Source organism: Curtobacterium sp. ZW137, assembly GCF_003762905.1.
Taxonomy (GTDB): domain Bacteria; phylum Actinomycetota; class Actinomycetes; order Actinomycetales; family Microbacteriaceae; genus Curtobacterium.
In genome coordinates, this window is record NZ_RJKS01000007.1 from 82,632 (window position 1) to 98,435 (window position 15,804).

Annotated in this window: 12 protein-coding genes; 3 read left to right on the forward strand and 9 right to left on the reverse strand. The window is 72.2% G+C overall.

Going from position 1 to position 15,804, the window contains the following annotated elements:
* Positions 1–36: 36 nt before the first annotated feature.
* The 9 genes from EDF55_RS18505 to EDF55_RS18545 form a co-directional block, all read right to left on the reverse strand.
* Positions 37–1,479, reverse strand: coding sequence for an amidase (locus tag EDF55_RS18505; protein ID WP_123656452.1), 1,443 nt, complete (start codon positions 1,477–1,479; stop codon positions 37–39).
* Positions 1,476–3,530: an amidase family protein gene (locus EDF55_RS18510; protein WP_123656453.1), complete on the reverse strand. Its 2,055-nt coding sequence runs from the start codon at positions 3,528–3,530 to the stop codon at positions 1,476–1,478. The genes EDF55_RS18505 and EDF55_RS18510 overlap by 4 nt, the downstream gene beginning before the upstream one ends.
* A 92-nt stretch (positions 3,531–3,622) precedes the next feature.
* Complete coding sequence (locus EDF55_RS18515; protein WP_123656454.1) at positions 3,623–4,642, reverse strand: substrate-binding domain-containing protein; 1,020 nt, start codon at positions 4,640–4,642, stop codon at positions 3,623–3,625.
* A gap of 75 nt (positions 4,643–4,717) precedes the next feature.
* The gene (locus tag EDF55_RS18520) at positions 4,718–5,761 is read right to left on the reverse strand and encodes an ABC transporter permease (RefSeq protein ID WP_123656455.1); all 1,044 of its coding nucleotides are present in this window, start codon (positions 5,759–5,761) and stop codon (positions 4,718–4,720) included.
* A complete protein-coding gene (locus tag EDF55_RS18525) occupies positions 5,758–6,501 on the reverse strand; it encodes an ATP-binding cassette domain-containing protein (RefSeq protein ID WP_123656456.1) in 744 nt (247 codons plus the stop codon). Before EDF55_RS18525 ends, EDF55_RS18520 begins: the two co-directional genes overlap by 4 nt.
* Positions 6,498–7,973: an aspartate aminotransferase family protein gene (locus EDF55_RS18530; protein ID WP_260236106.1), complete on the reverse strand. Its 1,476-nt coding sequence runs from the start codon at positions 7,971–7,973 to the stop codon at positions 6,498–6,500. The genes EDF55_RS18525 and EDF55_RS18530 overlap by 4 nt, the downstream gene beginning before the upstream one ends.
* 3 nt (positions 7,974–7,976) lie before the next feature.
* Positions 7,977–8,927, reverse strand: a complete 951-nt coding sequence (locus EDF55_RS18535; protein ID WP_123656457.1) for a phosphotransferase — start codon at positions 8,925–8,927, stop codon at positions 7,977–7,979.
* A complete protein-coding gene (locus EDF55_RS18540; RefSeq protein WP_185017541.1) occupies positions 8,920–10,251 on the reverse strand; it encodes a M20 family metallopeptidase in 1,332 nt (443 codons plus the stop codon). The genes EDF55_RS18535 and EDF55_RS18540 overlap by 8 nt, the downstream gene beginning before the upstream one ends.
* Positions 10,252–10,383: 132 nt before the next feature.
* The gene (locus EDF55_RS18545; RefSeq protein WP_123656459.1) at positions 10,384–11,868 is read right to left on the reverse strand and encodes a PLP-dependent aminotransferase family protein; all 1,485 of its coding nucleotides are present in this window, start codon (positions 11,866–11,868) and stop codon (positions 10,384–10,386) included.
* A 57-nt stretch (positions 11,869–11,925) separates the two neighbouring features.
* Between EDF55_RS18545 and EDF55_RS18550 the strand changes: the two genes are divergently transcribed.
* The 3 genes from EDF55_RS18550 (at position 11,926) to rlmN (ending at position 15,082) form a co-directional block, all read left to right on the forward strand.
* The gene (locus EDF55_RS18550; RefSeq protein WP_123656460.1) at positions 11,926–12,699 is read left to right on the forward strand and encodes a pyridoxamine 5'-phosphate oxidase family protein; all 774 of its coding nucleotides are present in this window, start codon (positions 11,926–11,928) and stop codon (positions 12,697–12,699) included.
* Between the two features lie 172 nt (positions 12,700–12,871).
* Complete coding sequence (locus EDF55_RS18555; protein ID WP_123656461.1) at positions 12,872–13,810, forward strand: C40 family peptidase; 939 nt, start codon at positions 12,872–12,874, stop codon at positions 13,808–13,810.
* Between the two features lie 30 nt (positions 13,811–13,840).
* Positions 13,841–15,082, forward strand: coding sequence for a 23S rRNA (adenine(2503)-C(2))-methyltransferase RlmN (rlmN, locus tag EDF55_RS18560; protein ID WP_123656462.1), 1,242 nt, complete (start codon positions 13,841–13,843; stop codon positions 15,080–15,082).
* The last annotated feature ends 722 nt before the right edge of the window (positions 15,083–15,804 follow it).

Below are 15,804 nucleotides of genomic sequence, written 5' to 3' on the forward strand. Positions count from 1 at the left end.
CCACCCCTTCGTCGCTGATCACTGTAGTGGCCGACATCAGCCGAGCTCGGGGTGCACGCCGGCGACGCCGAGGATCGTCTCGAGCCGGTCGCCGAGCGCCAGGAGCTCGTCGTCCGCGCCGTACCGGCCGACGACCTGGATGCCCACCGGCAGGTGCCCGGAGAACCCGGCCGCCATCGCGAGCACCGGGTGCGCCGAGGGGACGAGCCGGCACGCCAGGCGCTGCCAGAGGAAGTACCGGTCGAAGGCCACGCCGTCGACCTCGGCGACCCACGGGACCTCGGCCGGCGGCGCGACCACGGGCGCACCGGGGACCACGAACGCATCGAAGCCCTCCAGGAGCGATGCCATCTCGGTGTACGCGCGGTAGCGGCGGTCGAGCGCTGCGACGATCTGCCCGCTCGGGTAGCCGGACGCCTCGGTGACGTTCCGCACGAAGTCGTCCCGGTACGACTCGGGGTGCTCGAGGGGGTCCGTGCCGAGGAGCGCGAACCACCCGAACAGCTCGATGGTCTGCCAGGTCTCGTCGAGGCCGTCGGTGTCGAGCTCCACGTCGACGACCTCGACCCCCGCTGCCTCGAGCGTGGCACGCGTGCGGGCGTGGGACTCGCGCACCTCGGGCGAGATCGGCAGCCCGCCGAGGTCGGCGCTCCACGCCAGGCGGATCGGGCGGGTCGACGGCGCCCCGAGCTCGGTCGTGACCGTGCGGCCGGCGGAGAGCGGGGCGAGCTGGTCGGTGCCGGACATCCCGGTCAGGAGGAGCGCGACGTCACGGCAGTTCCGGCCGACCGGGCCGTTCACCGAGTGCGGCTCCCACGAGGTGGCGCCCTGTGCGGCCGGCACGAGGCCCGGCGTGGTGCGGAGACCGACGGCGTTGCAGAACGACGCCGGGTAGCGCAGGCTGCCGCCGGAGTCGGAGCCGTCGGCGAAGGGCAGCATCCCGGCCGCGACCGCAGCGACGCCGCCGGTCGATCCGCCAGCGTGCCGGGACAGGTCGAACGGGTTCCTGGTGATCCCGAAGACGTCGTTCCAGGTGACGGTGCCGACGCCGAACTCAGGCGCGTTCGTCTTCCCGATCACCAGCGCCCCGGCGGCCTTGAGCTTCGCGACGTGCGGCGCGTCCGTCGGCATCGGGCCGCGGTCCGCGAATGCCCGGGATCCGCGGGACGTCGGCATCCCGGCGACGTCGACCAGGTCCTTGATGGCGATCGGCAGGCCGTGCAGCGGGCCGAGCTCCGCGCCGGACTCCCGGGCCGCGTCCGCTTCCGCAGCGAGGACGAGTGCCTCGTCGCGCGGCAGCCGGTACACGATCACGTTCACGGCGTCGTTCGTCGCGTCGATGCGGTCGTAGAAGGCCGTCATCACCTCGACGGCGGTCAGGGTCCCGTCCGCGATCGCGTCGCGGAGGTCCGTCGCGGTCCGGAACCACAGCGGCGTCGTCGTGGTCGTGGCGGTGTCGGTGGCGGGGATGGTCGTCACGGGGTGCTCCTGATCGGTACGGAGTGGGCGGGTGCCGCAGCGGGGGCGGCGGGGCGGTGGAAGGGGAGGTCGATGGTGTCGGCGGCGGCGACGAGGCCGTCCGGGCCGACGACGGTGAGCAGGGCGAGGACCCGGGTGGCGCGGTGCAGCCGACGGACCTCGGGGCCGAGCCGGAACCGGGCGGCGGTGGTGCCCGTCGGGGGGACGACGACCGACTGGGAGCCGACCTCGACCCACGCGGTGACGGCGGCGACCTCGTCCAGGCCGTCGACCGTGGCCCACACCTCGACGACGACGCTGCCGTCCTCGTCGATCGTGGCCGTGCCGGTCAGCGCGGCGCGCGCCGAGGTGACCGGACGCGCGGGAGCCGTGGGAGAGCGCACCGCGCCCAGCTCGGCAACCTCGGGGAGCCGCGCGCGTGCACGGGGGGCGAGCCGGGCCTCCAGGGCGGCTGCGACGTCGACGAGGTGCGCGTCCGTCCAGGCCGGACCACAGATCGTCGCACCCACCGGCATGCCGGTGTCGGCCATCGTGCCCATCGGGATCGTGACGCTCGGGATCCCGACCCGGCGCATGACGTGGTTCGTCGTCGAGAACACGGCGCCGTCGGCCCACGCCGCCCGGGCGGCGGCCGGGTCGACGTCGGCGTCGTGCGGACCGATGTCGGAGTTGGCGGGGAAGGCGAGGACGTCGAGACCGGACGCCGTCAGCCAGTCCTCGAAGAGCTCACGCCGGGCGCGGTCGAGGCCCGCGATCGCCGGGGCGGCGACCCGGGCGACCTCGTCCTCCGACAGCGGTGTGGAGCGCGTGATCGCGGTGAAGTCGAACACGTCGCGGCCGGGGTGGACCCGGCCGTTCTCGATCGCGTCGACGGCGTCGGGCGGATCCGGACGGATGGCGCCGGGGGCCAGGTCGGCGAGCGCGAGCGGCTCACTGGCGTGCTCGTCGAGGAAGCGCTGCCACGAGTGCGTCACCAGCTGGTCGAGCTCGAACGCGGTCCAGTCGGCGGGCAGGTGGCCGGAGTCCTCCAGCGAGGGCAGGTCGCCGCGCTGCTCGTACGCCTCGACCAGGGGGAAGCGGACCCGGGTGACGTGGGCGCCGGCGGCGACGAGCTGCGCTTCGAGGTCGTCCCAGAGCGCGCGGATCGACGGCCGGAGCGGCACGGACGGCGGGGCGTCGGACGGACCGGCCGCCTCCGGCACGTACAGCAGGGGGACCCCGACGCGCAGCCCGGCGAGCGGTGCCGCGACAGGCGGGGCGTCCTGCGTCCGGAAGGACGCGGCGACCTCGGCGGCGGGGAGCACGTCCACCGCGTCCTGCCGCCACCACACGTCGCGCTCGTCCGGCCCGGCGATGACGGCGAGGACCTCACGCAGGTCCGCGACCGATCGGGTGTGCGGCACGACCACGTCGCGGTACGGGTGCAGCGGCCAGTTGCCGGTGCTCGGGACGACACCCCACGACGGCGTGTACGCCACCAGGCCGTTGTTCGACGCCGGGGAGCGGCCGGAGGACACCGTCTCCTCGCCGAGCCCGAAGGAGCAGAGCCCGGCGGCGACCGCGACACCGCTGCCGATCGAGGACCCGGAGTGCCACGCAGCAGCGAGCCACTCCGGTGAGTACGGACTGCGGGTGCGGCCGTACAGCCCGGCCTGCCCGCCGCCGATCGCCATCGGCGGCATGTTCGTCTTGCCGACCAGGACCGCGCCGGCACCCAGCAGCCGCTCGATGACGACGGCGTCCCGGCGGGAGACGACCCCGGCGAACGCGGGGGAGCCGGCGGCGGCGGTGAGGCCGCTGACGGCGAAGCTGTCCTTCACGGTGAACGGGATCCCGTGCAGCGGACCGGTGCCCGCACCGGCGACTCGGGCGGCGTCGCTCGCGGCTGCACGTTCCAGCAGCCGCGGATCGAGTACGGGGACAGCGCCGAGCCGGGGCCCGTCGCGGTCGATCCGGGCGATCCGGCGGAGGGCGTGCTGGGCGAGTGCGAGTGCGGTGGTCGCACCGGACTCGAGCCGGTCGCGCAGCGCCTGGATGTCGGTGTCGAGCATGAGCACCTCCTGGGATCGAACGGGACGGACGGGTGGGGGCGGTGAGCAGGGGACCGGGCGCGGGGGGATCAGGGCCCCGCGCCCGGCGCTGGTCAACCGAGCGCTGAGCAGTCGGTCGAGTAGAGGTACTTCTTGACGTCGGCGTCGTCGACGTTGTCCTGCGTGACGAGCTTCCACGGCGAGTACACCGTCTGCTTCGTCACGTCGTCCGCCTTCGTGTCACCGTTGACGAGCTTCGCCATCAGCTCGGTGGCCTCGTAGCCTTCGGTGTACGGGTCCTGCGCGACGAGCGCGTCGTACTCGCCCTTCTTCAGCGAGGCGACCTGGTTCGACGCGGTGTCGTAGCCGACGTGCACGATGTCGTCCTTGCCGGAGGACGAGATCGCGTTCGCCGCACCCGTGCCGGCACCGATGTTCGTCGAGAAGACGAGCTTCACGTCGGAGTTCGCGGACAGCTGCGACGAGACCGTCTGGGATGCCTTCGCCGAGTCGCCGCCGACGTACTGGATGTCGAGCGCGGTGAGCTTGCTCTCCTTCTCGATGGCGTCCTTGAAGCCCTTCGCACGGTCGGACTGCACCTGGTTGCCGGGGGAGTCCGTGACGATGACGACCTTGCCCGATGTGAGCTTGAAGTCCTTGATCGCCTGCACGGCCGCGTCGTACGACGACTGGTAGTTGTCGGTGCGGATCGACTGCACGTAGTCCTTGTTCGACAGGAACGAGTCCGGCATCACGAGCGGCTTGCCGCTGTCCGTGTAGGACTTCAGGGTCGAGTTGAACGCGGTGTTGTCCCAGACGGTGAGCAGGAGTCCGTCGGGGTTCGTCGCGAGCACCGACTGCAGGACCTGCATCTCGGCATCCGTCGTCGTCTCGGGGGTGCCCTGGATCTTCAGGGTCACGCCCTCCTTCTTGGCGGCGGCCTTCGCACCGCAGTACATGGTGCCGTAGAACTCACCGGTGGACTCCGGGGTGACCATCGCGATGGTCTTCTTGCCCGACGACGATGCGTCGCCGGCGGCTGCGGTCGATCCGGTGGAGCAGCCGGCGAGGACCACGGCGATGCCGATGGCCGACGCGGCGGCGAGGACGGAGGTGGTCTTGGAACGGAACACGGGGGTCTCCTAGCAGGGAGGGGGTGGACAGGAGGTGGTGCCGTGGAGCGGGGTGGTTCTCGGACTGCGGGGCCGCTAGGTCGTTCGTCTGTTGCGGCTGCTGCGGTCCAAGCTGACCGCGACGAGGAGCATGGCTCCGATCGCGATGGTCTGGTAGAAGGGCGACAGGTTGATGATCACGAGCCCGGACTGCAGGATGATCGCCAGGAACGCGCCGACGATCACGCCGAGGAAGTTGATCCGGCCGCCGGTCAGGGCGGTCCCGCCGATCAGGGCTGCGGCGATCGCGGCCATCGAGTCGTTCGTGTGCCCCGAGATGTTCGTCGTCGAGTAGCGCGCCAGGTCGATGAACCCGGCGAGGCCGGCCAGCCCGGCGGAGAGGACGAAGATGCCGATGGTGTTGGTGAGGGTCTTGATGCCGACCCGGCGGGAGGCCAGGAAGTTCGAGCCCATCGCCAGGGTGTGCGTGCCCCAGGCGGTGTACCGGTAGAGCAGCCAGATCACGACGAGCAGCGCGAAGCCGAGCAGCGTCGGGACGGGCAGCGCTCCGATCGTCGCCGACCCGAAGGACGACGCGAGTTCGGCGGGGATGCCGACCAGGTTGACGCCCTTCGTGGCGACCTGTGCGATGCCGGTGGCGAGCGAGAGCATCCCGAGCGTCGTGACGAGCGAGTTGATGCCGACCACCCCGACGAACAGGGCGTTCACCGTCCCGAGCACCGCGCCGGTCAGGATCGCGACCACGAGTCCGACCAGGATGACGACCCCGACCGGGGACGACGTCCCCATCGCGATCATCACCTGCCCGGAGACCACCGACGACAGGATCAGCACCGCGCCCTGCGAGATGTCGATCTGCCCGGCGGACATCAGCACCGCCTGGCCCGCCGCGAGCAGGAGCACCTGCGATGCGGTGAGCATGATGCCGCGGATGTTCGCCTCGCTGAGGAAGGCACCGCTCGGGGAGAGGATCTGGAAGACCGCGATGAGCACGATCTCCACCGCGATGATCTGCACCGCGCGGTTGCTGAAGACCCGGGCGATGCCGTGCTTCAGCGCGGGCGCCGACCGCATCGAGGTGTCGGGTGCCGCTCCGGCACCGGGGGCTGCTGCGGTCATGCTGCTACCTCGTCTCCGACCATCACGGTCATCACGTCGGCCACGGAGAGTCCCTCTGGCTGCAGGTCGGCGATGATCGTCCCGTGCCGCAGGATCACGATGCGGTCGGCGAGCTTCAGGACGTTCGGGATGTCGTGCGACACGAGGATCACGCCGAGCCCGTGGCCCGCCGCCGACCGGATCGAGTCGAGCACGATGCCGACCTGCTTCGGCCCGAGCGCCGCGGTGGGCTCGTCGAGCAGGATCAGGTCCGTCGCCCAGTTCATGGCCCGGGCCACGGCGAGCACCTGGCGCTGCCCACCGGAGAGTGACCCGACCGGCAACCGGACGTCGCGGAGCGTCGAGATGCCGAGCTTCTCGATCGCGGCACGCGCCTCGGCGTGCATCCGCTTCCGGTCGAGGAACATCCCCCGGCGGAGCTCGTTGCCGAGGAACAGGTTCTCGGTCAGGGACAGGTGGGGGGCGAGGGCGAGGTCCTGGTAGACCACGCCGACTCCGAGCCGCTTGGCGTCGGCGAGACCGGACATCGGCTGCCCGCTGACCAGGATCTCGCCGTGGTCGGCGGTGTTCGAGCCGCAGATGATGTTCATCAGCGTCGACTTGCCGGCGCCGTTGTCGCCGAGGAGCGCGACGATCTCGCCCGCGTGGACGGTGAGGTCGATGTCGCGCAGGGCTCGGACGGCGCCGAAGTCCTTGCCGACGCCGGAGATGCTGAGCACCTCGCGTTGTTCGTCGCTCATGCGGTGGGTCCTTCCAGCTGGAGCACGGATGCGTAGACGGCGAGGAACGCGTCGGCGTCCTCGCGGGTGAAGACGAGCGGAGGCCGGACCTTGAGGACCTGGCCGTGCGAGCCGACCGCCGAGATGAGCACGTTCCGCTCACGGAGTGCGTTCACGACGCGGCGGGCCCGTGCGCCGGCGCTCGCCGCCTGGTCGGCGATCGTGCTGCCGGGCCCCGGCGCCATCTCGACGCCGATGAAGAGTCCGGCGCCGCGGACGTCGGCGACGAGTCCCGTCGGTGCGGAGACGGTGGCGATCCCGGCCTGCAGGTACGCGCCGACCTCGTGGGCGTGCGCCACGAGGTCCCGCTCCTGCACCTCGTCGAGCACGGCCGTGGCCGCCGCGATCGACGCCGGGTTGCCGCCGAAGGTGTTGAAGTAGCGGTGCCCGGCGGCGTACCCGTCGCTCAGTGCGGAGGTGAGGACGAGCGTCCCGATCGGCAGGCCGCCGGCGAGCGGCTTGCCGCAGGTCACCATGTCGACGAGCGTCGCGTCGGACGCGGTGTCGGTGGCACCGGACGGGAGGCCCGGCTCACCCCCGCCACCCCGGTGGAGGCCCGCCTCGGTGTGGCGTTGGAACCCCCACATCGCGTCGCCCGTGCGGCCGACGCCCGGCTGCACCTCGTCCGCGATCACCAGGCCGCCGGCGGCGTGCGTGGCGCGGTACGCCGGCAGGAGCAGGCCCGGCTCGCCGGGGAAGATGCCGTCGGTCGACATGATCGAGTCGAGCAGCAGGGCGGCGAGCCCGAAGCCGTGGCGGTCGAGGTCGGCGGCAGCGTCGGTGATCGCCTGGGCGAACAGCTCGGCGGCCCTTGCGCCGTCGCGGTGGGTGTCCGGCGCCGGCACGGTGCGGACCCAGGGGTGGAGCGGCATCGTCGAGCCGTTCTCGGGGGAGACCCCGGCGAGCAGCTGCGTGGTGCCGTGGTAGGCGTTCTCGGTGACGATCACGCCCTGGCGACCGGTGCGCCACTGGGCGATCGTGATCGCGAGGTCGTTCGCCTCGGAGCCGGAGTTGGAGAAGATCACCCGGTCGAGGTGCTCGGGATGGGTGGCGAGGAACCGCTCGGCGAACGCGACGATGCCGTCCTGGAGGTACCGGGTGTGCGTGTTCATCTGCGAGAGCTGCGCGAACACGGCGCTCGCGATCCGGGGGTTGGCGTGCCCGACGGCCGGCACGTTGTTGTACGCGTCGAGGTACTCGGTGCCGTCGGCGTCCCAGAGTCGGGCGCCCTCGCCGCGGACGACGTGGACCGGGCGCTCGTAGAACAGCGGGTAGATGTCGCCGAGGACGCCGCGGCGACGGGTCAGCAGCTGCTGGTCGGCCTCCGGCAGGAGTCCGGCGTCGGCAGGGTCGAAGCGGTTGACCATGGCGTCCGCCGCGGCGGTCGGTTCGGCCGGCGCCGGCACCGGTGGGGTGTCGAGTTGCTGGTGCACGGGTCAGGCGCCTTTCGTCAGGAGCGGGGTGGACGGGCTCGGCAGCGCGGCCGTGGCGTCGAGCAGTGCGACGGCGGCGCGGTCGTAGCGGAGCACGTAGTCGGCGCGGTCGGGGTGGCGCTTCGCGGTGTCCCGGGCGAGGACGACGGCCATGACCAGCCGGCACGCGGCGAGCGGCAGGACGAGGGCGGCCTCGGTCGTGTCCAGGTGCAGCGCGGTGCCCACGCGGTCCAGGTAGCGGTGCAGCATCGGGTGGTCGAACGAGCCGAGCGCGACGGCCAGGTAGCAGGCGGTCACGGCGACGTCGAGCACCCGCGGCGCCGCGATCGCGTCCCCGAAGTCGATGACCCCGCTGACGCGACCGTCGGCGACGAGCACGTTCGACAGGTTCGCGTCCGCGTGCAGCACCTGACGCGGCATGGTCGCGAGGGCCGGAGCGAGTTCGGCGCGGTACACGTCGAGCGCACCGTGCATCGCGGCGCGGTGCCGCTCGTCGGCGACCGCGTCGACGAGCGGCTCGTGGTCGGTCGCGGCCTCGATGGACCAGTCGTTCGTCGTGGGCACGGACGCGGCGCCGGCATCGGTCCAGCGGAGCGCGTCGACGAGACCGGCCTGCACGTCGGCGAGGTCGTCCACGAGTGTCGGCCACAGCTCCACGTCCTCGAGCGGGACGCCCTCGAGCGCGGTCATCACGAACACGTCGCCGTCGTCGGTCGCGGTGACGCCGTCGCCCGTCGCGGTGCGGAGCACACGGGGGACCGGCAGCGTCGGTGCGGTGGCCGCGACGACCTCGAGCAGGGCTGCCTGCATCCGGGACGTCTCCGACACCTTCAGCACGACCGACCCGCTGCCGGCGTCGACGAGCACCGTGCGGTCGGTCTCGGATCCGGTGTCGCGGAGCGCACGGACGTCCGTGACGCCGCGGTCCGTCAGGTGGAGGAGGAGGTCAGGCACGGTCGCTCCCGCAGAGGTCGAGGATCATCAGCGCCATCGCCTCGATGCACGTGCGGTACTCGGCGAGGTCGAGGTGCTCGTCGGGCTGGTGCGCGACGCTGAGCTGCCCCGGGCCGAAGGTGATCGTCGGGACGCCTGCCTTGATCGGCAGGCCCATGTCCGTGTGGCACGTGACGCCCTGCACGACGGGCTCGATCCCGAGCGTGCCGAGCGCGGTCTGCGGGGCCACGACGAGCGGGTGCCGATCGTCGGTCTCGCCGCAGTCGGCGTCGACGAGCCAGGTCACGACGGGTGAGTTCGCGACGAGCCACGGGTCGTCGCCGACGAACGCGCTCACCATGTCCTCGATCTGCGCACGGACCAGACCACCGCCGCCGTGCTCGTCGAGCTCCCCGGGGAGGTACTGGACGTCGAAGCGGATCGTGAACGACCCCGCCCAGGAGCTGGGGTACGTGCCGGCGTCGATCTCGGCGACGTTCACCTGGCAGGGGAGCGGAACGTGCCGGTGGTTCTTCTCCGGCAGGTCGCGCCACGTGGAGTTCAGGGCGTCGACCGCGTCGAGGAGCCTGCGCCCGTACGCGATCGCGTCGACCGCGCCGCCGTCCTGCCAGGCGGGCTGCTCGATCTCGATGTGGCCGCTCTTGCCCGGGATGGTGATCTCGCCCCAGATGATGCCGCGGCAGAGTGGCGCGACCTGCAGGCTCGTCGGCTCCGGGATGACGATGCCGAGCTCGGGGCGGTAGCCGCGGTGCACGAGTGCGAGCGTGCCCATGCCGCCCGTCTCCTCCTCGGTCACGGAGCCGAACTCGATGTCGCCGGCCAGCCGGACGCCGCTCGAGCGCACCGCACGGATGGCCGCCAGTGCGGCAGCCATGCCGCCCTTCATGTCGCACGCGCCGCGGCCGATGACACGGCCGTCCTGCACCGAGCTCGTGAACGGGCCGTCGGTCCAGCCCGGACCGCCGGGGACGACGTCGCAGTGCCCGAGGAACATCAGTGCCGGCGCGTCCGTCGGGCCGCTGCGGAAGCGTCCGACGAGGTTCGGGCGCCCGGTGAAGTCGCGGTCCGCGAAGTACCCGGGGCCGTCGGAGTACACCGCGAGCTCGGCGGCGGAGGGCTCCCACTCGTCGACCGTCGCACCGAGGTCCTCCAGGTGGCGGCGGAAGAACGCCTGGACGTCGCCCTCACCACTGACCGCGGCGTCGTCACCGAACCAGGGACCGACGCTCGGGATCTCGATGAGGTCCCGGACCAGCTGGACGGCATCGTCGAACTGGGCGCTGACGAGGTCGAGGACCTCGCGCTGCTCGGGGGTGGTGGTCACCGGATCTCCTGTCGCCGTGTCGGAACGTTCACGAATCATGTTCGAGAAGTAACCAAAAGCGCTAGGCAAATGATCGCAACGTTACTTTTCTTCACGCTCACGAAACAGCCCGGAAACCGACCACCGTTCGGTTCACCCCGCGCCGAGCACCTCGACCAACGCGTCGAGCGCACGCTCCAACGCCGGCAGTGACACCGCCCCGTACCCGAGGACCACCCCCTCGCCGGCGCTCCCCGCCGTGACCTCGTATTCCGCCAGGTCCGCCACGAGCACCCCGCGCGACGCGAGCCGGTCCACCACGGCCGCACCGCGCAGCGGACCCGACCACGACACCACCGTGTGCAGCCCGCCGGTGAGGGCCCGAGCCTCCAGGCCGGGGACGGAGCCCGCGGCGGACGTGAGCCGCGCGACGATCAGCGCACGCCGGTGCGTGTAGTCCCGCCGCACCCGGCCGAGGTGGCGCCGGAACGCGCCCGTCCGCAGCAGGTGCGCGACCGCTGCCTGCACCGGTTCCGCGACGACGGCGCCCCGCGCGACCCGGGCCGCCGTGACGGCGAGCGCGACGTCGGGGCGCCCCGCGGGCAGCACGACGTACGCACACCGCAGCCGCGGGTCGAAGGACTTCGAGAACCCGCCGACGTGCAGCACGCCCGGGTCGAGCGCCGCGAGCGCCGGGACGGGCTGCCCGCGGTGCCGGAACTCGGAATCGTAGTCGTCCTCGATGACGAGCGTCCCGGTCGCGTCGGCCCAGTCGAGGAGCGCTTGCCGCCGCGCGACCGGCATCACCGACCCGAGCGGGTACTGGTGCGTCGGCGTGACCATCACGGCGTCGAACCGGCTGCCCGCGCGCAGGACGTCGAGGTCGAGCCCGTCCTCGTCGAGCGGGACCCCCACGACCTCGCCGCCGGCGCTCACCACCGCCCGGTGTCCGGTCCGGTACCCGGGGTCCTCGACGGCGATCCGCGGGGCGCGGCCGAGCGAGACCCGGAGCGCCTCGGTGACGAGGGAGAGCGCCTCCGAAGTACCCGCGGCCACGACCACCCGGCGGGGATCCGGCGCGAAACCCCGGCTCAGGCCGAGCTGGGCGGCGACCTGCTCGCGGAGCGGGGGAAGGCCGAGCGGGTCCGAGAGCGCGTTGCGGAGTGGCAGGTCGGCTGCGGCGCGCCAGGCTGCCCGCCAGTCCCGGTCCGAGATGGCGGTGACCGCGGGGATGCCCGGGCGGCAGTCGATCACGGCGGCCCGCGGTGCGTCGGCGGAGACGGTCGGCGTGTCCGTCGCCGAGGCGGCCGAGGCGGCCGAGGCGCCCGAGGCGGCCGAGGCGCCCGCGGCCGCCGAGGCCGCCGAGACTCCCGGCACGACCGGGACGCCGGCAGCGGCACCGACCGGCACCGGACCGTCGACCGAGGCCGCCACCCGCGCCGCCGCCCCGTGCCGCGTCCGGATGTACCCCTCGCCGTCGAGCTGCTCGTACGCCGCCACGACCGTGCCGCGCGCGACACCGAGCTCCGCGGCCAGCGCACGCGTGGACGGCAGCGCGTCCCCGGACCGCAGCGTCCCGTCGTGGACCATCCCACGGATCCGCGCGACGACCCCGGCCGTCTTCCCGAACTGGTCCATGCATCACCCCGTCATCTGGACTACTGACTAGTCCACTCCCGAACCTAGCGTGGGCCCATGACGACGCCCCACCCCGCCCCGCACACACAGGCCGTGCCCCACCCCGACCACCCCGACATGACCGTCCGCCGCAAGCGCGACCGCCAGCAGACCGACCCGGAGGCCCTCCGCGAGGTCCTCGGCGAGGCCTTCGTCGCCCACGTCGGCCTCGTCCGTGGCGGCCACCCGATCGTGCTGCCCTTCCTCTGCGGCGTCGGCGACCTCGGCGCGGGTCCGGTCCTCCTGCTGCACGGATCCACCGGCGGTGGCCTGTTCCTCGACGCCGGTCCGGAAGGAGTCCAGGTCGCGGCGACCGTCACGCACCTCGACGGCATCGTCTTCGCGCGCTCGACCTTCGACAGCTCGGCGAACTACCGCAGCGCGATGATCGCCGGTCGCGCCACCGTCGTCCCGGCCGAGCTCCGCGCCGAGGCGCTCTGGCAGGTCAGCGACCACCTGATGCCCGGCCGCCGCGACGAGGTCCGCGAGATGACCGCGAAGGAGGTCCGCCAGACCCAGGTCCTGCAGCTCCCGCTCGAGCACGCGAGCGTCAAGGTACGGTTCGCGGGCGTCGGCGAGGCCGCCGACGACGGCGAGGACCACGGCGTCTGGGCGGGGGTCCTGCCGCTCGCGGTCCGCGCAGGCGCTCCGATCCCGGGGACCGTTTCGGGGGACACGCCGGGGGACGCGCGCGTGGACCCGTCCATCGTCGGGCTCGCGTCACGTCTCGAGGCCGTCGCGACCGCCCGGGAGGCCCGACTCGCCGCCGTCATGCGGCCAGCGGCCGTCTGACGGGTCAGCTGCAGGGCCCCGAACGGCTCGGGAACGGCTGGACCGGACCGTCGTTCCTGTGACGGGCTGCAGGAAACGACAGCGCTTCCCCAGCCGGGATCAGGTTCGTGACCAATACGTTATCTTCCCGAGTCCCGTTCCCGAGGCGGTCGACTCGTACCCGGAAGGAACCATGGGACGCCACGCTCTGCCCGCAGCCGACGACGGCCTGCACGCACCGACCCCGTCGACAGCAGCACCCGTGGCACCCCCGGCTCGTCCGCGCGGACGTCGCTCGGCCGCCGGTCCCGTCGTGGCCCGTTCCACCTTCGTCGAGCACCAGAGGCCGGCCCGCGTCGTCTCGCTGGCCCCGGCGCGTCCGTCGGAACCCGTCGCCCGCGTTGCCGCCGGTGCCGCGTTCGTCTCGCGCACCGGAGCGCTCCGTGCCGAGCGCGCCCTGGACCCGCGGCACGTCCGCCGTGCCGCCAACGCCAAGCGTGCGGCGATCCTGCTCGCACCGGCCCTGGCCTTCACCTCGGCGCTGACCCTCTCGATGCCGGCGAACGCCGCGACGCCCGAGGTCACGGCGGCGCCGACCACCACCACGACGTCGCAGCACCTGCAGACGTACACGGTGGCGCACGACGTCGAGATCCCGATCACCTCGACCGACGGCATGACGACCACCTCGGTGGTGTCCTACCCGACACTCGTCACCCGCTTCGGCGTGACGACCGCGCAGGCCGAGGCCACGATCTCCGCCGCACTGTCCGCCGGCGGCGACCGGGCGACGATCCTCCAGACGGCACTGCAGTACCTCGGCGACCCGTACGTCGAGGGCGGCGCGAGTCACGCGGGCATCGACTGCTCCGGCCTGACGATGGTGGCGTACCAGGCGGTGGGCATCCAGCTCGCGCACTACGTCCCGACGCAGGACGCCGCCGCGACGACGATCCCGGACTCCGAGGCGAAGCCCGGCGACATGGTCGTCTACGACAACGAGGACCACGTCGGGCTCTACCTCGGCGACGGCCTCGTGCTGCAGGCGCCGCACCCGGGCGAGGTCGTCGACATCGTGCCGATGTACTCCGCCGCACACCACTTCGCACGCCTGCTGCCCGCCGGTTCCTGACGGGGCGCGCCCGTCCCGTAAGCTGGAGTGATGGCCACCGAGACCCGCACCCCGTTCGAGGAACAGCAGGCAGCACGTTCTGCCCGCCCGCAGGTGCGTCCCCGGACCGAGGGCTGGACCCAGGCCACCGACGGCGAAGGCCGGCCGCTGCTGCAGTTCGCGTCGCCGAAGCGCGGCAAGCCGCCGGAGCACCTCGCGGACCTCTCGGTCGCAGAGCGTGAGGCGAAGGTCAAGGAGCTCGGGCTGCCCGGCTTCCGCGCCAAGCAGCTCTCGACGCACTACTTCACGCACTACACGTCCGACCCCGACCGGATGACGGACCTGCCCGCTGCCCAGCGCGAGGAACTCGTCGCCGGTATGCTTCCGCCCCTGCTGACCGAGACCCGGCGTCTCGCGACGGACAAGGGCGACACGATCAAGTTCCTCTGGAAGCTGCACGACGGCGCCCTCGTCGAGTCGGTGCTCATGCGGTACCCCGGGCGCATCACGCTCTGCGTCTCGTCCCAGGCGGGCTGCGGCATGAACTGCCCGTTCTGCGCGACCGGCCAGCAGGGCCTGACGCGGAACATGTCCACCGCGGAGATCATCGAGCAGATCGTCCGCGCGAACGCCGCCATCGCCGCCGGGGAACTCGGCGGTGACCCGCGCAAGGGCGGCAAGGACCGCGTCGACGCCGAGCGCGTCACGAACATCGTGTTCATGGGCATGGGGGAGCCCCTGGCGAACTACAAGCGCGTGATGGACGCCGTCCGGACGATGGTGGCCCCGCAGCCGCACGGACTCGGGATGAGTGCACGCGGCATCACGGTGTCGACCGTCGGCCTGGTGCCCGCGATCCTGAAGCTCGCCGAGGAAGACATCCCGATCACCTTCGCGCTGTCCCTGCACGCGCCAGACGACGAGCTCCGCGACGAGCTCATCCCGGTGAACTCGAGGTGGAAGGCGGACGAGGCGATCGATGCCGCCCACAACTACTACCTCAAGACCGGTCGACGGGTCTCGATCGAGTACGCGCTCATCAAGGACATGAACGACCACGCCTGGCGTGCCGATCTGCTGGCGGAGAAGCTCAACAAGCGTGGCAAGGGCTGGGTGCACGTGAACCCGATCCCGCTGAACCCGACGCCCGGCTCCGTGTGGACCTCGTCGGAGGTGCACGTGCAGGACGAGTTCGTCCGCCGCCTCAACGCCGCCGGCATCCCGACGACCCTCCGCGACACCCGCGGCAAGGAGATCGACGGCGCCTGCGGGCAGCTCGCCGCGGCCGAGTAGCCGCTCGGTCCCTGGCGCCCGGTCCGAGGGCACGATGCGTTCGCGCATCGTGCCCTTCGTCGTTCCCGGGGAGCCCGGCCCGCGCTGCCCGGCCCGCTGCCCGCGGTGCCCGCTGCCGGCTGCCGGCTGCTGCCCGCTGCTGCCCGAAGCCTGCGGCCCGCGGCGCCGCGCGAGCCGCTCCCGATCCGCGCAACCCTTCCGACACAGCGCTCGACGATCGACTCGCGCGCTGTCGACCCATGCGGACGCAGCGGATGCGTCCGCATGCTCCGACACGACGGAAGTCGATCGACCTCTGCACTGTCGGACGATGCGCGCGCACTCGCCTCCCGCCGCCACATCCGGAGCCCCGATCCGCGGAATCACGGGGATCCAGCCCCGCGACACGCCCGGGAGGCACGACGGTTGGCGGGGCCCCCAGGCCCTGTGTAAAGTAATCACTCGTTGCCGCTGAGGCGGAGAACGGAACGGCCGAGACGGTCACAGGGTGCAAGCCCTGGAGACGCAGTCCGGACGGGGTCCCGCTCAGGCAACCAGCCCCCGAAGAAGTCGAAGTAATTCGACGTGTCCTCGGGCGGTAACAAGAACGAATGCCTCTCTGGCGGAACCTGTTACGGGTCGAGCGTTGAGTGCGTCTGGTCCTTGAGAACTCAACAGCGTGCACATTGTCAATGCCAATTTATTGACCCCGTGGCGTTCCACTTGTGGGACGTCCGGAGACA